Here is a 14,062-nt window from a genome sequence, read left to right as displayed (position 1 = left end):
CAAAAAGCCTGCAATCACCCTTCGCTCACAAGCTCTACATGCCAATTTTTGTGCTCAACGGGAAGGATGGTGGGTTTCGCCTCGCCCGCCTGCCGCATGTAGAAGACGATGCGGTCCCGCAGCCAGGCGCGGGTGCTGGCGTGTTCCGGCGAGGCGATGAGGTTCTTCAGCTCGTTCGGGTCTTCCTCGAGGTCATAAAGCCGCGCCTCGGCATAAATGTCGCTGTCCGCATCGTGCCAGCCATCCTTTCCGGGCGCCTCGATCTCGTATTTCCACCGCCTGGTGCGCAAGGCGCGGCCGACGTGATGCTCACTGATTTGGACGAAGATCTCGTCGGACGGCAGCTCATCGCCTCGTAGAGCGGGAAGGATCGAGCGGCCCTGCATTGCCTCCGGTACGCTGAGGCCGGCGGCGTTGAGCAAGGTCGGGGCCAGATCGACGAGGCTTACGAACCCATCGAAGGCCCCAACATCGTCAAAGCCCGGTCCGTGGAAAAGCGTGGGCACGCGGATCGAAGCCTCGTGGCAGGAGCGTTTGTACTCGTTGTTGCGCGTCTTGAAGTGGCAACCATGATCGGACGTGAAGAGGATGATCGTGTCATCCAGAAGATTCAAACTGAACAGCGCCTCCACCAGCCGCCCGAATGCCTCGTCGAGCCTTGCCACCATGCCGAGATAGCCTGGAAAATGCGCAGCGGTCGTGCCGCCCAATGCGGCGAGGTCACCGGGGATGGCCAGCTTTCTGCGGATCCTCTCTTCATAACCGAGCGGCGCCGGGTAATTGTCGGTCTGGTTCTGGTGGTGCGGCTCCAGGAAAGACAGGAACAGGAAAAACGGCTCCTCGCCCTTGGACGCGATATAGCGGATCGCGGCGTCCGTCAGCGCATCGACCCGGTAGCCCGGCAGCTTCACCGGCCTGCCGTCATTGTCGTGCACGACGGTGTCGAACGGCCCCGACGTAAATTCCAGGATATTTGAGGCAAGCCAGTAGCGATAGCCGCCGCGCTCTTCCTGCGTCACTGGCTCGGTCGAGCCCAGATGCCACTTGCCGATATAGGCCGTGTCGTAGCCCGCGTCCCCGAAATGGTGCGCCAGCGTCGGCTCATCCTTGGGCAGCGGAATGTCGTTGCGGTAGCAGCCGGTGACTGTCGGATATTTTCCCGTCTGAAAAACGGAGCGGGCCGGCCCGCAGACCGGCTGGCAGGTGAAGGAATTCGCCACGAAGGTCCCGGTTTCGGCAAGACGGTCGAAATTCGGCGTCAGGTCGAGCGGGTTGCCATGCGCACCGATAGTGTCCCAGCGCTGCTGGTCGGTAAAGAAGACGACGACGTTCGGCCGGCGGGATGTCATGGGCTGCATTGGCTCCGGTTATTTAATGCCCGCGAGCATGACGCTGCGGACGAAGTAGCGCTGAGTGAAGAGAAACAGGAGCAGGCTGGGGATGAAGAGGATGACCCCACCCGCAGCCGTCATGTTCCACTGGGTGAAGAATTCCTGGTTGAAGAGCGTGAGCCCGGTCGTGATCGGCCGCATCTCGGTGGTGCTGACGGCGACGAGCGGCCACAAAAACTCGTTCCACTGGAAGATGAAGGTGAGAAGCGCCAGCGTGGCCAGCGCCGGGCGCACCTGCGGCAGCACGATGCGCCAGTAGATGCCGAGCTCGGAGCAGCCGTCGATGCGTGCGGCGTCCAGAAGGTCGTCGGGAATAGGCCGGATGAACTGTCGCATCAGGAAGATGCCGTACGCGCTCATGGCGAAGGGCACGATGAGCCCCTGATAGGTATTCAGCCAGCCCATGCGTGCGGTCAGGATGTAGAGCGGGATCATACGGATGAAGAAGGGGATCATCAGCGTCGACAGAACCGCCACGAACATGAAGCGCTTGCCGGGAAAGTCCATCTTGGCGAAGACGTAGCCGATGAGCGGATCGAAGATCAGGTGCAGAGCGGTGATGCCGCCGGCGATGATGATGCTGTTGAGGGTGAAGCGAGCGAAGGGCGCCTTCTGCCATATATCGATATAGTTGGAGAACTGCAGCGTCTCGGGAATGAGGATCGGCACGCCGCTGAAGATATCTGCGTCGCTCTGCAGCGAAAGCGAAAGCATGTAGAGGAAGGGAAAAACACACATCGCCACACCAAGCATCAGGATGGTGTAGCTGAAGAGCATTCTCGTCCACGTCATTTCGGCCCTCAATAGCTGACGTCGCGATTAAGCAGCCGAAACTGGACGAAGGTGATGCCCAGGATCAGCAGGAACATGAGGAAGGAGAGGGCCGAGGCATAGCCGATGTTGAGCTCGAAGAAGGCTGCCTCGAAGACGTGCAGGCTGAACAGCCTCGTCGCGTCCGCCGGCCCGCCATTGGTGATCAGATAGGCGGGGGCGATCTCCTGGAGCTGGCCGATCATGCTGACGACTGCGATGAAGAGCGTGGTCGGGGTGAGCAGCGGCCAGGTCACGTAGCGGAACTGCTGCGCCGGGCTTGCGCCGTCGATGGAGGCGGCCTCGTAGAAATCCGACGGGATCGACTGCAGCGCGGCCAGATAGATCAGCATCGCATAGCCGACATCCTTCCACACGGTGATTGCGATGATGACGGGAAGCGCGGCCGAGCTGTCGTTGAGCCAGTTCTGGGTCGGCATGCCGAAATTCGCAAGAACGCCGTTCAAGATGCCCGTGTAAGGATCGAGGATCGCCTGCCAGATGAGCGCGACGATGACGAAGGAGATGATGTAAGGGAAGAAGATGACGGCGCGGATGGCCGTGCGGCCAGGCAGACGCTGATTGAGAAGCAGCGCCAGGCCGAGACCGATAGCGATGCTTGCCGTCGTCACACCGATCGCATAGGTGAGCGTGGCGAAAACGGACTGCCGCACCCGCGCATCCTGCAGCGCCGTCACGTAATTGTCGAAGCCTGCGAAGCGGCTTTCGCCGATCAGCGGCTGGCCGCTGAAGAGACTGGCCCAGAATTCCAGACCGATCGGATAGAAGAAATAGACGGTGAAGTAGATGATCGCCGGAGACAGAAGAGAATAGGCGATGAGCGTCTGTTGCGCGCGCCGGCCCAGGCGGCGGGTACGGAAGAGGGAGCGGGCACCGGAGCCGGTGCCGGTGCTCGCAGCCGCGCCCATGCTTCCGCCCGCCGCCATCCTTAATTGCTCGCCAGAATAGCGTTGGCTTCCTTGGCGAATCGCGGCATGACCTCGGCCGCCGGCACCTGGTTGTAGATGATCTCCTCGAGCGCGCTGCGCAGGAGCTTGTCGATGCGCGCGTGCTTGCCCGTCAGGCGTAGCTCGGCCGCCACATCGTGCGCATAGGGCAGGCATTCGCCGAAGCTGCCGATTATCGGATCGGCCTGGATCTCGGTGTTCTCGACCCAGGATTTGCGCGGCATGGTCATGCCTGCTTCCTTGGTCACTGCGATCTCGGTTTCAAGCGCGACGAGGCGCTTCAGAAGCTCCCAGGCCTGGTCCGGGTGTTCGGCGTCCCTGGGGATCATCAAGCTGACACCGCCGGCGAAGGTCGCCTGCTCCTTATGATTCAGCGATGGCGCTACGGCCCAGTTGAGATCCGGATTGCCGGTACGGATCGGCTTTACGTCCCACGGGCCGGTGATGATCATCGCCGCGCGGTTGGCGGTGAAGAGCTTCTGCGGCCCTTCATAGTCGGAACCCGCGACAGGGGTGGTCGCGGCCTTGTCCTTCTGGATCAGGTCGGCGAGGAACTGGATCGCCTCGATCGCCTCCGGGCTGCCGAGATTCACCGTATTGGTTTCAGGATCGTAATAGGTGACCCCGTTCTGCAGGAACCACGACCAATAGTAGCCGATGCTCGGATTGGGCGCGAAGCCGAAGCGGCCGCCGCCCGTCGTGGCCATCGCCACCTCGCGGAATTCCTCCCAGGTCGCCGGCGGCGCATCGAACCCCGCCTCCTTCAGCATGTCGACATTGTAGACCAGGGTGCCGCAGGTGAGGTGGATCTGCACCCCGAAATACTGGTCGTCAAGCATGTTGCGCTCGACCGCACGAGCCTGCCAATCCTCCGGAAAGCCCATCGCCTCGCCGTCCTTGGCAACGAAGTCGTTGAGCGGCAATAGAAGACCCTGCTGCCCGAACTCCTGCACCCAGCCGCCAGGTTCGGCCACCAAGTCCGGCGGGTTCTTGGCCGCGAGATCGGCGATCAGCTTGGTGCGCATGTCCGGCCACTGGAAGCGTTCCCAACGCACCTCCCAGCCGGGGTGATCAGCCTCGAAACGCTCGATCACGTCGGCATAGGCCTGATAGGCGTGGCCCGCGTTCCAATAAAGCGTCAGCGTCTCAGCACCCGCTCCCGTCGAAAGCAGCGCGCCCAGACCCGTACCGATAAAAAGCTTAGCTCTCCTCCACCAGCTCATCTCTTCCTCCCAGAGTGGTTATGGCCATCCTCCATGGCTCCATTATATTAATCGATTAATATAGATAAGAGTCAATAGCGTCTGAGGGCATAACCGCCGATTATGGTTCCGCGCGTTTCGCCCGCACATTGTACTGATCGCACCGCCCAATTGTGCGCTGTCTTAACGCGCACATCGCTTGTGGCGCGAAAGCCAAGATGCTTCGCGCCGACACTCAACATTGACCCGAACTGAGAGCGTGTCGGCCTTTATGTTTGTCATATCGAGTTTCCATATCAGTCCTTGACGATGCGAATAGTGGATGTGCGTCGCGAGCGGCCCGGCCCGGAAGTCGTCGACGCCGAACCGGCCGCCACGGGTGGCTGAGTAACACCATGCGTCCCCTGGTTCATCACTGGGAGACGCCTGACGCGCCGCCCACTCCTGCGTTGCATTGTCGTTCACCCCATGGGTGTGTTGCTGGTGTTCCCTGTGTTGCCTTTCCGAAATCGAAGACAATATTTCAGGTGGGTGCAGGTCGAACTTTGGAGGAGTCCAAGATGCTACACAGGATCTTTATCCCTCTGGTTCTCGCAGCGGCCCTAGCCGGATGCACTACGACCGAACGCGATGTTGGCGTTGGAGCAGCTGCTGGCGCTCTCGTCGGCGGAATAGTGGAGGGCGGCGAAGGAGCCCTTGTCGGTGCTGGAGCCGGCGCGCTCGGCGGCCTGCTCGTCAGAAATCTCCGAAACGGGTACTGTCAGTACCGGGATCGAAATGGGCGTCTTTACACTGCCCGCTGCTGACCGCCAGCCGCACAAGCGACGGTCGCATTGCGAGTGGATGGAGGCGAAAAACCCGTCGAAATCTAGATACAGCCTCTCGATCGTTTCCGGCTTGCGCACGGCAAGGGTTCTCCCTGCCTGAGCGCGCGCCTGTTCATCTCTACAGTGGGTTCCGTCCCCTATCGGGTAGGTTCGCGGGGAGACTCTGGAATGGGCCATGAAACCCTCTCTTGCGCTCCATTGCTGCTGAAATCGGCGGTAGCACCGCCCTCATCGTTCAGATGAAGCGCGAAGCCGGTCGCGCCCGCCTCGCCCAGGCCGGGGCGGAGCTGCATGCTGGGGATCAGGTAGTCGCCGCCGTTCTGCTGCCGGTAGGGAATGGGCGGCGTGGAGGAAATCGTGCGCATCCGCTTGCGCAGGCGCTCGGCGATAGGCTCGAACCCACTCTCATCGAGACGATCGACCGTGTAGACCACGAACGGCGGAAGGACGTCGTAGCCCGGATAATAGAGGATGCCGTGATTGATCGGGAACAGGAGGTCATCGATCGGTCCGTTGACCCCGCGGGCGGCGTAGTGCTCCTCCCAGCCGCCGGCGGTCACGATCAACATCGCGCGTTTGCCCGCCAGCATGCCCTCACCGTACCGGTCGCCCCATCGCCTGTCGCTGTGCTCGCCGACGCCATAGGCGAAGCCGTAGGCGAACACACGGTCGACCCAGCCCTTGAGGATCGCCGGCATGGTGAACCACCACAAGGGAAACTGGAGGATCAGGGCATCAGCCCAAAGAAGCTTCTCGATTTCGGCCCTGACGTCTTCGGTGAGGGTGCCGGTCTCGAGGGCTTTCTTGGAGGCCGCAACCGGAACGAGGCGTTCGTCCCGCGCCAGCGAGGGAAAGTCGGCGCGGTCGACCTGCGCCTTCCAGCCGTCGGCATAGAGGTCCGATACCTGCACCTCGTGGCCTTGGGCTTCAAGTTCCTGGACGGCGATGTCTCGGAGCGCGCCGTTGAGCGAGCGCGGTTCGGGATGGGCGAAGACAAGCAGAATTTTCATCGGGTCTATACTCCGTTGATGCGGAACCGACCCTTCAGCTAGCCAATGGGCGGCTAATCCACTAGATATATGAAATGCATATGATCATGCCGAATAATGGATAAATATGAGGTGACATTCGAGCGCATGCGTACCTTCGTCCGGGTGGCCGAGCGTGGCAACCTGTCGGCGGTCGCACGCGAACTCGAGGTTGGGCAGTCGACCGTCACGCGCCATGTGCGTGAGCTCGAGGAGGCCGTCGGCGTGCCTTTGCTCAGCAGGACCACCCGGCGCGTTACGCTAACCGATGAAGGCAGCCGCTATTATGCCAACAGCGTCCAGATCCTGCGCCTGGTGGAGCAGGCCGGTGATGAAGCCCGGGGCGCGCGCGGCGCGCCGGTCGGTTCGATTCGTATCTCCTGCACAGCCGCCTTCGGCGTCTTGCACATCACCCGGTCGATCTTTGCATTTCAGGACCGCTATCCCGACATCGGGATCGATCTTAGCCTCACCGACGAGCGCGTCGATCTTGTCCGGGAGGGTGTCGATATCGCGCTTCGCTTGGGCCCGCTCACCGACAGCTCCATGAAGCTGCGGGCTCTCGGCCAATCCCGGCGTCTGCTTGTGGCAGCGCCGGACTATCTGGCAACGCGAGGGAGACCGGCTGTCCCGCAGGATTTGGCTAGCCATGAGGGCATCCGGATGTCGAACGTGGCGGGCAGCGATACCCTTGTCTTGCAAGGGGACGACGGGGAGCGCCATGCGGTGTCCTTCAGAGGGCGTTTTCGTGTTGACCATGGGCTCGCCGCGCGGGAGGCCCTTGTCGCTGGACGCGGCATCGCACCCGCACATCGATGGCTTGTCGATGATCTCTTGGGCGAAGGCCGGCTCGAGGCGGTCCTGCCCGACTATTCGCTGCCGGCCGTCCCGCTGAGTATGCTGATCGTCCCCGAGCGCGCGGGCGTTGCCAGAGTCCGGCTGTTGGTCGAATTCCTCGCTGAGCAGATAACTGGCACGCCAGGGATCGCGTAGTTGCGCCTCACCTCCATTTTGGCGTAGTGCACACCCCGCCCCGTCGTAATCGCGCAATCCGGAAGTCTCGTTTCATGCCTATACCCATTGCGGACAGTTGAATACCGGGACTGATCTGGTAACTTCCCTTGCCGGAGGGAGTTGAAGGCGTGGAGAGGAGTTTTTGCGCGCAATCCTGAAGGAAACACTGTCGAGCTCGTCTCCTATGATCCTTCAGTCAGCCCAGATGAATGGAAGGCGGGGACGATCGACTGATGCTTGGAGGAAGCGATGTGCCGAAATATTAGAAGTCTTTTCAATTTCGATCCACCGGCCACAGACGAAGAAATCCATGAGGCGGCCCTTCAGTTCGTCCGCAAAGTGAGCGGTTCGACACGCCCCTCAAAGCGAAACGAGGAAACCTTCGAACGCGCCGTCAATGCCATCGCGGCTTCGGTTCGCGAACTTCTCGATACGCTTGAAACCTCCCAGCATCCGCGTAGCCGCGAGGAAGAGGCAGCCAAAGCCCGCGCCAGGGCGGCAATTCGCTTTGCATGACCAGCAGTGATGCGATACGTGTAGCGGCGGACGGCGTGGTGGCTGACTTGTCAAAGATATTGCTCCGCGAGCGCTCTCGTACTCTCGATCACCTCGTCGAGATGACGCGACCGGACACTGTTTCCGGAGCTGATCGGGGAAACCGTCCATGAAGCATCGGATCGTCATTGTCGGGGCGGGTTTTGCCGGGTTGACTGTCGTCAAGGTCCTGAAGGGTTGCGATTGCGACATCACTCTGATCGATCAGCGCAATCATCATCTTTTTCAGCCGCTGCTTTACCAGGTCGCTACGACCTTGCTTGCAACCTCGGACATCGCTTGGCCGATCCGGGCACTGCTGCGGGAACGCAAGGATGTGACGACTTTACTCGGGACGGTTGACGGAGTTGATCGCGATGTATGCGAGGTGATTTTGTGCGATGGCAACCGGGTTCCCTACGACACCTTGGTCATCGCGACGGGTGCGCGCCATGCTTATTTCGGCAAAGACCATTGGGAAGTGGATGCGCCAGGGTTGAAGACGCTGGAGGACGCGACAACGATCCGGCGCAGGCTACTGTTGGCTTTTGAACGGGCGGAAGTGACCGAGGATAAGACGGAGCGCGAGGCGCAGCTGACCTTTGCGGTTATCGGTGCAGGCCCGACTGGCGTCGAGTTGGTCGGCATTATCGCCGAATTGGCCCACCGCGTCCTTCCCGGAGAGTTCCGTCGCATCGACACGCGCCGTGCGAAGGTGCTCCTGGTTGAGGCGGGACCGCGCATTCTCCCGGCCTTCGGTGATCGGCTCTCAGCCTATGCCACGCATGCGTTGGCGCGGCGGGGCGTCGAGGTGAAGACCGGCGTACCCGTGACTGAATGCTCAAGCGACGGGATCGTGCTCGGGGGCGAGTTCATTCCCGCGCGTACGGTGATCTGGGCGGCAGGTGTGCAGGCGTCGCGAGCCAAGGATTGGTTGGGAGCCAAGGCCGATCGCGCTGGCCGCGTCGTCGTCAATGCCGATCTGACATTGCCCGGCGATCCATCGATTTTTGTGCTGGGTGATACCGCGCATGTTGAAGACGGCGGTCAGTTGGTTCCCGGTGTGGCACCGGCAGCCAAGCAGCAAGGAAACCACGCCGCCCGTACAATCCGTGCGCGACTGAAGGGCAGGAAGCCGCCCGGCAGTTTTCGGTATCGAAATATGGGAAACCTTGCCACCATCGGGCGGAATGCCGCTGTGATCGAATATGGCCGCTTTCAGATGAAGGGATGGCTTGCGTGGTGGGTCTGGGGTATCGCGCATATCTATTTCCTGATCGGGGCGCGCTCCCGTCTGTTCGTGTCACTGAGCTGGCTCTGGATTTTCCTGTCGGGGCAGAACTCCGCGCGGCTGATCACGCAGAAGGAAACCTTGAAGGACCTTAATGTCTCGGGCGAACGCGCGGCCAAGGACGCAGAAGGTCCAAGGGTCTGAGAGGTGTGACCCGCGATCTGGATGATCGTTCGCTCTCGGCCTGGCTTTTCAGATCATATTCGCGGCCACGGATTTATCCTGCCACGGATCATATGGCGTCTGGCTGCAAACTAGCGCCAGCCGCTGAGGCACCAAGATTGAAAGGCAGCTTCGTCCAAAAAGGCGGCTATTCGGTAAACTGCACTGAGCCCTCCCTCTCGCGACCTCAGAGGAACGCGGAGATTCGCCCGTTGCGGACGCTCTGTCGAGCAGTGCACAGCTAGACATCGATCCGCAGCGCTCTCTTTATTGCTTGGGTTCGCGTCTCGCCGACCTGCCGACACTATTGTCTGGTGGCGGGGTTAGCTGTGATGGTGGATTTTTGGAAAGGAAAAGGGAGCAGCATCGATGTTCAGTCATGTGACCGTGGGATCGCGAGATCTGGAACGGGCGGCTGCCTTTTACGATGCGGTTCTTCTGCCGCTCGGTCTGAGGCGACGCCCCGTGAATCCGGATGGTGGCCCTGCCGCCGTATGTTGGGTCGGAGTTGAAGCAAGCTTGCCTCGTTTTTACGTCTATATACCTTTCGATGGCGCACCGGCCAGCGCCGGCAATGGCAGCATGGTGGCGTTCCTGGCATCCTCGCCGCAGATCGTTGATGCTGCCTACTCGGCAGGCATTGCGACTGGCGGAACCGACGACGGCGCACCCGGGCCGCGCCCGCATTACGCCGAAGGCTACTACGGAGCGTATCTGCGCGACCCCGATGGCAACAAGGTGCATATCGTCCATCGCGGAGACATCCCGGAAGAATAGTGAGTGTGCCGCCGATGAGGACACGCTGGGGCGGAAGTCTGCCGCAAGGCCGGCATTCTGCTTCAAGTCGTGGGCTAGCCGTCTCCGGGCTCAAGATTTCCCAGTGCGCGCATGGCCGGTATGCCGGCGATGACCGCAAGAAGCACCAATCCCGTAGCGAGAAGCACGGGGAGGGTAAGACCCACATGGTCGAACGCCCAGCCCGTACCCAGTGCACCCAGCGCCGGGCTGCCTCGCGAGATAAGGCCATGCACGCTGAGCGTTCTCCCGCGCATGGAGTCGGGCGCCCGCAACTGCACAAATGTCTGTGTCCCGATCACGCTGCGGGTCACGAAGAACCCAATGATGAGCGCCAATGCAGTGTCGAGCATTGCGGAACCGCTGGCCACGAGCGCTGCCAGCGCCGCGGCCCCGAGCGCCCATGACGTGGCTACTTTCCGCACGAGTCTGTTGAGCGAGGTGTCGACGCCGAACGTGAGCCCGGCCGCGATCGCCCCGACAGCCATGCTCGAGGTTAGAAAGGCGAGGCCGGTCGCCGCCGATGCAAAATTGTTCTCGGCGAAGGCGGGGAACAGCTCCTGAACGGATCGCACCCCGGCACCGCCCAGGAAAAGCAGGCGGAGCAGCAACCGGATCCCCCGATCGCCGAAAGCAAAGATCACACCACTGCGTATCTGCGTGAACACCGATCCTTCCGGTTGCCGGGCAGGTGGCGGATCGATTTTGATGAGCCCAAGCAGCGCGACGAAGCAAATGGTCAAAAGCGCGTTGGCAAGAAAGATCAGTTCGACCTTAAAATGCACGATCATGATACCGGCGATTGCCGGCCCGGTCAGCCGCGCGAGATTGATGTTGACCGAACTCAGGGCAACCGCCGACCCCACGTCTTCGCGGGAGACCAGGCTTTGCACCAGCGCCATGCGCGCAGGCTGGCTGAGCGCGATCATCGAACCGTTGGCCGCGGCGAGCGCCATGAGCATGGGCAGGTTGAGCAGGTCGAAGAACAGCAGAATGCCCAAAAGGGCGGCGATGCCGGCGAGGACGTATTGGCACAAGCGCGTCAGTTTGAGACGGTTCGTCCGATCGGCCACCGCGCCGGCCAAAGGCCCCACCACGAGGATAGGCAGCATGTCGGCCGTCGCGAGCATGCCGAGCCAGAAGCCCGAGCCCGTCATCTCCCACACCAGCCAGATCAGCGCGATCCGCTGCATCCAGGACCCGGTGAGTGAAATGCCGTTCCCGAGGGTATAGAGCCCGAACCGCCTCTGCGTCAGCAGGCGCAGATGCCCTACATTGCGCAAGCGATGGAGGAGGCCGGAGTGGTGGTCAAGTCTCTCACTTGCCATTCCGTGCCGCCTCGTTCACCACGCCGATCGGCGTGCCGTCCATGAAGGCAGCGATGGCGGCGACCGCGTCGCCGTAATAGATCGCCAGCATTTCCCGTGTGAAGTAACCGAGATGAGGTGTGAGAATGACGTTGTCGAGGCCGCGCAGCGGATGATCGGCCGGCAAGGGTTCGGTCTGATAGACATCGAGAGCTGCCCCGGCGATCATCCTGCGTTTCAGCACATCGATAAGCGCTGCCTCGTCCACTATGGCGCCTCGCGCGGTGTTGATCAGATAGGCGCTGGGCTTCATGAGGCCGAGTTCACGGGCGCCGACAAGACCGGTGGTGCGTTCGCTCCAGGCGACATGCACCGTGACGAAATCGCTGGTTTTAAAGAGTTCGTCCTTGCTGACATAGCGCGCACCGGCTTCCGCGGCTCGCTCGGGCGTCAGGTTCTGACTCCACGCAACGACGTCCATGCCGAAGAACCTGCCGCCGCTTGCCACCTGCCGCCCCAGCCCGCCGAGACCGATGATTCCCAGTGTCTTGTTGCGGATGGTGGTGCCAGCGAAATGCTGCCAGCCACCTTGCCGCATCAGCCGGTCCTCGAGCGGGATGTTGCGGGCAAGCCCCAGGATGAGGCCCCAAACGAGCTCTGTGACCGAACCACCGCCACGGCCATCGACCTTGGTGTTCGAAACGAGGATGCCGTGCTCGGCGGCCGCTTCGACGTCGATGGTATCGTATCGTTTACCGGTCACGAGAATGTATTTGAGCCGCGGAAGGCGTTCGATGAGACGGCGTGGGATGGGCATCCGCTCGCGAAGCGTGCAGATGATATCGAAGTCCTTCAGCGCCTCTGCCGCCTCCTCGGGCACCGCCAGCGGACGGTTGAAGACCACGATTTCGGCTTTAGACGTTACGGCAGACCAGTCGGCGACCTGCTGCGAAATTTCCAGATAGTCGTCGAGAATGGCGATGCGCATATATTGACCCGATGCTTCTAACATTGAAAGGGGCAGGCCCGCGGGTCTGCCCCAACCCCCGTGGGACGTGGAGGAACTAGTTAAGCGTCCATTCCTCGGCCCAGATCGCATTCACGTCGAAGGGCGTGGAGTTGAAGTTGCCGACCTGCGGGATGGCCACATAGGCCGCCGCGTAGAAGTAGAGCGGGAGCATGGGCAGGTCCTCCGCGAAGATCTCCTGCACCTGGCCGGAATACTTCGCCTTCTCGGTCTCTTCGAGCGACTGCTCGAAGCCGGCGACGGCCTCGTCCATGTGCTCACTGGCATAGCCGGAGAAATTGTTGCCCACCCAGGCGTTTTCCTCGGTCGGGATGGCGTCCGAGCCAAGCGCAATGCGCGGCGAGGTGGATGGCGAAAACTGGATCGAAGACAGGATCATGCCCGAGAAACCTCTCTTGCGCGCGTACTCGCCATTATATTCCTGCAGCCCGACAAACTTGTTCTGCGTCTCGACGCAAATGTCCTTGAGCTGGCTCTGGATGACCAACGCAAGCTGCTCGCGCGTCGTATTGCCGGCCGTGGTCACGAACTCGAATGAGAGCCGATCGCCATTGTCGTTCACGCAGATGCCGTCAGGACCCGGCGTCCAGCCCGCTTCCGCCAGCAATTGTTTCGCCTTTTCCGGATCGAATTCGTATTTGCGCACGTCGGGATTGTAGTAGGGGCTCACCGGGCTCTCGAAGGTGTGCGCCACGGCCTGCAGCCCTTCGAACAGCGCGTCAGTGATCGCCTGGCGGTCGATGCCATGCATCAGCGCCTGCCGCACCTTGAGATCGGCGAGAGCCGGATTGTCCAAATTGACGGCGATGCGTTCGAGATTGGTGCCGTCCCGCACGAAGAACTGGAAGCGGTCCGGGTGCTGCTTGCGTAACTCGAGCATCTGCTCGAAGCTGATGCCGCCGGGGCTGACCACGATGGTCTCGATCTCGTTGGCGAGTACAGCCTGAAGCAGCGCCGACGAGTTATCGCGGTAGCTGACCACGATGCGTTCAATGTCCGGAGTCTTGCCAGGCCAGTGCGGATTGACCCCGAAGCCCACGCGCTGGCCGACCGCATAGTCGCTCAGAATGTATGAGCCGTTCCAAAGGCCCGGGTTGTCGGGTTCGCGATTATAGAGCGTCTGGCGTGTGTAGCTCTCCAGATCTTTGTTGGCTTCGTAGATCGGACGTTCCAGATGGGCCGGAATGACCTGGTCCCACGAATTGTAGCTCTGCATCACTTCCGGCAGGCGGATGACGAAGGTGCGCTCGTCGATCACCTCGATATCGGAAGCTCGGGTCCACGGGTTGTAGTTGGAAAAGCCGATATTTGGGTCGTTCGCCATCTCCCAGGTAAAGACCACATCGTCGCTCGTCACTGGCATGCCGTCGCCCCAGGCAAGACCTTCCTTGAACTTGAAGGTCACTTCCATGCCCTTGCTGCCGTCGGCATTCTCGACGATCTTGGCGCCGCCGTTCTCCACCGTGGGCAGCTCCTCGCAGAGCACACAGACATTGCTGCCGTCGAGGTAGAACGCCGTGAGCGGCCGCAGCGAGAAATTGATCAGGTTTCTCTTGGTGTTGTTGACCTGGACCAGCGGGTGGAAGTTCGTCAGGAACTGACGGGCTCCAAGCACCAGTTGCTCGTCGTCGGCCTGAGCGTATGCCGCAGGCGCGGTCATGAGCCCTAGCGCGGCCAGGGCCGGTAGAAGTTTCAGTCCAGTCATC

13 protein-coding genes are annotated in these 14,062 nt (G+C 61.3%); 5 read left to right on the top strand and 8 right to left on the bottom strand.

Translation table 11 applies throughout. From position 1 onward, the window contains the following. Positions 1-14 precede the first annotated feature (14 nt). Genes GM910_RS06525 through GM910_RS06510 form a run of 4 tightly spaced genes read right to left on the bottom strand, consistent with a single transcriptional unit; the run spans position 15 to position 4,392 of the window. Positions 15-1,349: a sulfatase family protein gene (locus tag GM910_RS06525; RefSeq protein WP_159586707.1), complete on the bottom strand. Its 1,335-nt coding sequence runs from the start codon at positions 1,347-1,349 to the stop codon at positions 15-17. 18 nt (positions 1,350-1,367) lie between these two features. After that, positions 1,368-2,183: a carbohydrate ABC transporter permease gene (locus GM910_RS06520; RefSeq protein WP_159586706.1), complete on the bottom strand. Its 816-nt coding sequence runs from the start codon at positions 2,181-2,183 to the stop codon at positions 1,368-1,370. An 8-nt stretch (positions 2,184-2,191) separates the two neighbouring features. After that, on the bottom strand, positions 2,192-3,130 hold the full coding sequence (locus GM910_RS06515; RefSeq protein ID WP_159586705.1) for a carbohydrate ABC transporter permease: 939 nt from the start codon (positions 3,128-3,130) through the stop codon (positions 2,192-2,194). A gap of 20 nt (positions 3,131-3,150) precedes the next feature. Continuing rightward, positions 3,151-4,392, bottom strand: a complete 1,242-nt coding sequence (locus tag GM910_RS06510; protein ID WP_159586704.1) for an ABC transporter substrate-binding protein — start codon at positions 4,390-4,392, stop codon at positions 3,151-3,153. A 539-nt stretch (positions 4,393-4,931) separates the two neighbouring features. Between GM910_RS06510 and GM910_RS26900 the strand changes: the two genes are divergently transcribed. Further along, positions 4,932-5,177, top strand: a complete 246-nt coding sequence (locus GM910_RS26900) for a YMGG-like glycine zipper-containing protein (protein WP_201285417.1) — start codon at positions 4,932-4,934, stop codon at positions 5,175-5,177. Positions 5,178-5,335: 158 nt separating this feature from the next. Here the strand turns inward: GM910_RS26900 and GM910_RS06500 are convergent, their stop codons facing one another. Next, positions 5,336-6,208, bottom strand: a complete 873-nt coding sequence (locus tag GM910_RS06500) for an NAD(P)H-dependent oxidoreductase (RefSeq protein ID WP_159586702.1) — start codon at positions 6,206-6,208, stop codon at positions 5,336-5,338. 96 nt (positions 6,209-6,304) lie between these two features. Here GM910_RS06500 and GM910_RS06495 point away from each other — a divergent pair, with 96 nt between their 5' ends. The 4 genes from GM910_RS06495 (at position 6,305) to GM910_RS06480 (ending at position 10,004) form a co-directional block, all read left to right on the top strand. Further along, a complete protein-coding gene (locus tag GM910_RS06495; RefSeq protein ID WP_159586701.1) occupies positions 6,305-7,219 on the top strand; it encodes a LysR family transcriptional regulator in 915 nt (304 codons plus the stop codon). A 270-nt stretch (positions 7,220-7,489) separates the two neighbouring features. Further along, a complete protein-coding gene (locus GM910_RS06490; protein ID WP_159586753.1) occupies positions 7,490-7,756 on the top strand; it encodes a DUF2277 domain-containing protein in 267 nt (88 codons plus the stop codon). Between the two features lie 148 nt (positions 7,757-7,904). After that, positions 7,905-9,209: an NAD(P)/FAD-dependent oxidoreductase gene (locus tag GM910_RS06485; RefSeq protein WP_159586700.1), complete on the top strand. Its 1,305-nt coding sequence runs from the start codon at positions 7,905-7,907 to the stop codon at positions 9,207-9,209. A 387-nt stretch (positions 9,210-9,596) separates the two neighbouring features. Then, on the top strand, positions 9,597-10,004 hold the full coding sequence (locus tag GM910_RS06480; RefSeq protein WP_159586699.1) for a VOC family protein: 408 nt from the start codon (positions 9,597-9,599) through the stop codon (positions 10,002-10,004). A 74-nt stretch (positions 10,005-10,078) separates the two neighbouring features. On the opposite strand, the gene GM910_RS06475 is transcribed toward GM910_RS06480, so the two are convergent. From GM910_RS06475 to GM910_RS06465, 3 genes are all read right to left on the bottom strand, one after another. Continuing rightward, positions 10,079-11,350, bottom strand: coding sequence for an MFS transporter (locus GM910_RS06475; RefSeq protein ID WP_281354870.1), 1,272 nt, complete (start codon positions 11,348-11,350; stop codon positions 10,079-10,081). Next, on the bottom strand, positions 11,340-12,317 hold the full coding sequence (locus GM910_RS06470; protein ID WP_159586697.1) for a D-2-hydroxyacid dehydrogenase family protein: 978 nt from the start codon (positions 12,315-12,317) through the stop codon (positions 11,340-11,342). The genes GM910_RS06475 and GM910_RS06470 overlap by 11 nt, the downstream gene beginning before the upstream one ends. Before the next feature lie 76 nt (positions 12,318-12,393). Beyond that, on the bottom strand, positions 12,394-14,061 hold the full coding sequence (locus tag GM910_RS06465; RefSeq protein WP_246225879.1) for a peptide ABC transporter substrate-binding protein: 1,668 nt from the start codon (positions 14,059-14,061) through the stop codon (positions 12,394-12,396). Position 14,062: the final 1 nt, after the last annotated feature.

The organism is Chelativorans xinjiangensis, from assembly GCF_009812055.1.
In the GTDB taxonomy this organism is placed as follows: Bacteria; Pseudomonadota; Alphaproteobacteria; order Rhizobiales; family Rhizobiaceae; genus Chelativorans; species Chelativorans xinjiangense.
Note: the sequence above shows the minus strand (reverse complement) of the source record. Positions and strands in the feature narration are given on the sequence as shown.

Excerpts from the sequence above, each read along its gene's own strand:
- GM910_RS06475 (WP_281354870.1), bottom strand. The coding sequence starts at position 11,350 with ATGGCAAGTGAGAGACTTGACCACCACTCCGGCCTCCTCCATCGCTTG.
- GM910_RS06485 (WP_159586700.1), top strand. The coding sequence starts at position 7,905 with ATGAAGCATCGGATCGTCATTGTCGGGGCGGGTTTTGCCGGGTTGACT.
- GM910_RS06510 (WP_159586704.1), bottom strand. The coding sequence starts at position 4,392 with ATGAGCTGGTGGAGGAGAGCTAAGCTTTTTATCGGTACGGGTCTGGGC.
- GM910_RS06480 (WP_159586699.1), top strand. The coding sequence starts at position 9,597 with ATGTTCAGTCATGTGACCGTGGGATCGCGAGATCTGGAACGGGCGGCT.
- GM910_RS06495 (WP_159586701.1), top strand. The coding sequence starts at position 6,305 with ATGGATAAATATGAGGTGACATTCGAGCGCATGCGTACCTTCGTCCGG.
- GM910_RS06515 (WP_159586705.1), bottom strand. The coding sequence starts at position 3,130 with ATGGGCGCGGCTGCGAGCACCGGCACCGGCTCCGGTGCCCGCTCCCTC.
- GM910_RS26900 (WP_201285417.1), top strand. The coding sequence starts at position 4,932 with ATGCTACACAGGATCTTTATCCCTCTGGTTCTCGCAGCGGCCCTAGCC.
- GM910_RS06470 (WP_159586697.1), bottom strand. The coding sequence starts at position 12,317 with ATGCGCATCGCCATTCTCGACGACTATCTGGAAATTTCGCAGCAGGTC.
- GM910_RS06520 (WP_159586706.1), bottom strand. The coding sequence starts at position 2,183 with ATGACGTGGACGAGAATGCTCTTCAGCTACACCATCCTGATGCTTGGT.
- GM910_RS06525 (WP_159586707.1), bottom strand. The coding sequence starts at position 1,349 with ATGACATCCCGCCGGCCGAACGTCGTCGTCTTCTTTACCGACCAGCAG.
- GM910_RS06500 (WP_159586702.1), bottom strand. The coding sequence starts at position 6,208 with ATGAAAATTCTGCTTGTCTTCGCCCATCCCGAACCGCGCTCGCTCAAC.
- GM910_RS06465 (WP_246225879.1), bottom strand. The coding sequence starts at position 14,061 with ATGACTGGACTGAAACTTCTACCGGCCCTGGCCGCGCTAGGGCTCATG.
- GM910_RS06490 (WP_159586753.1), top strand. The coding sequence starts at position 7,490 with ATGTGCCGAAATATTAGAAGTCTTTTCAATTTCGATCCACCGGCCACA.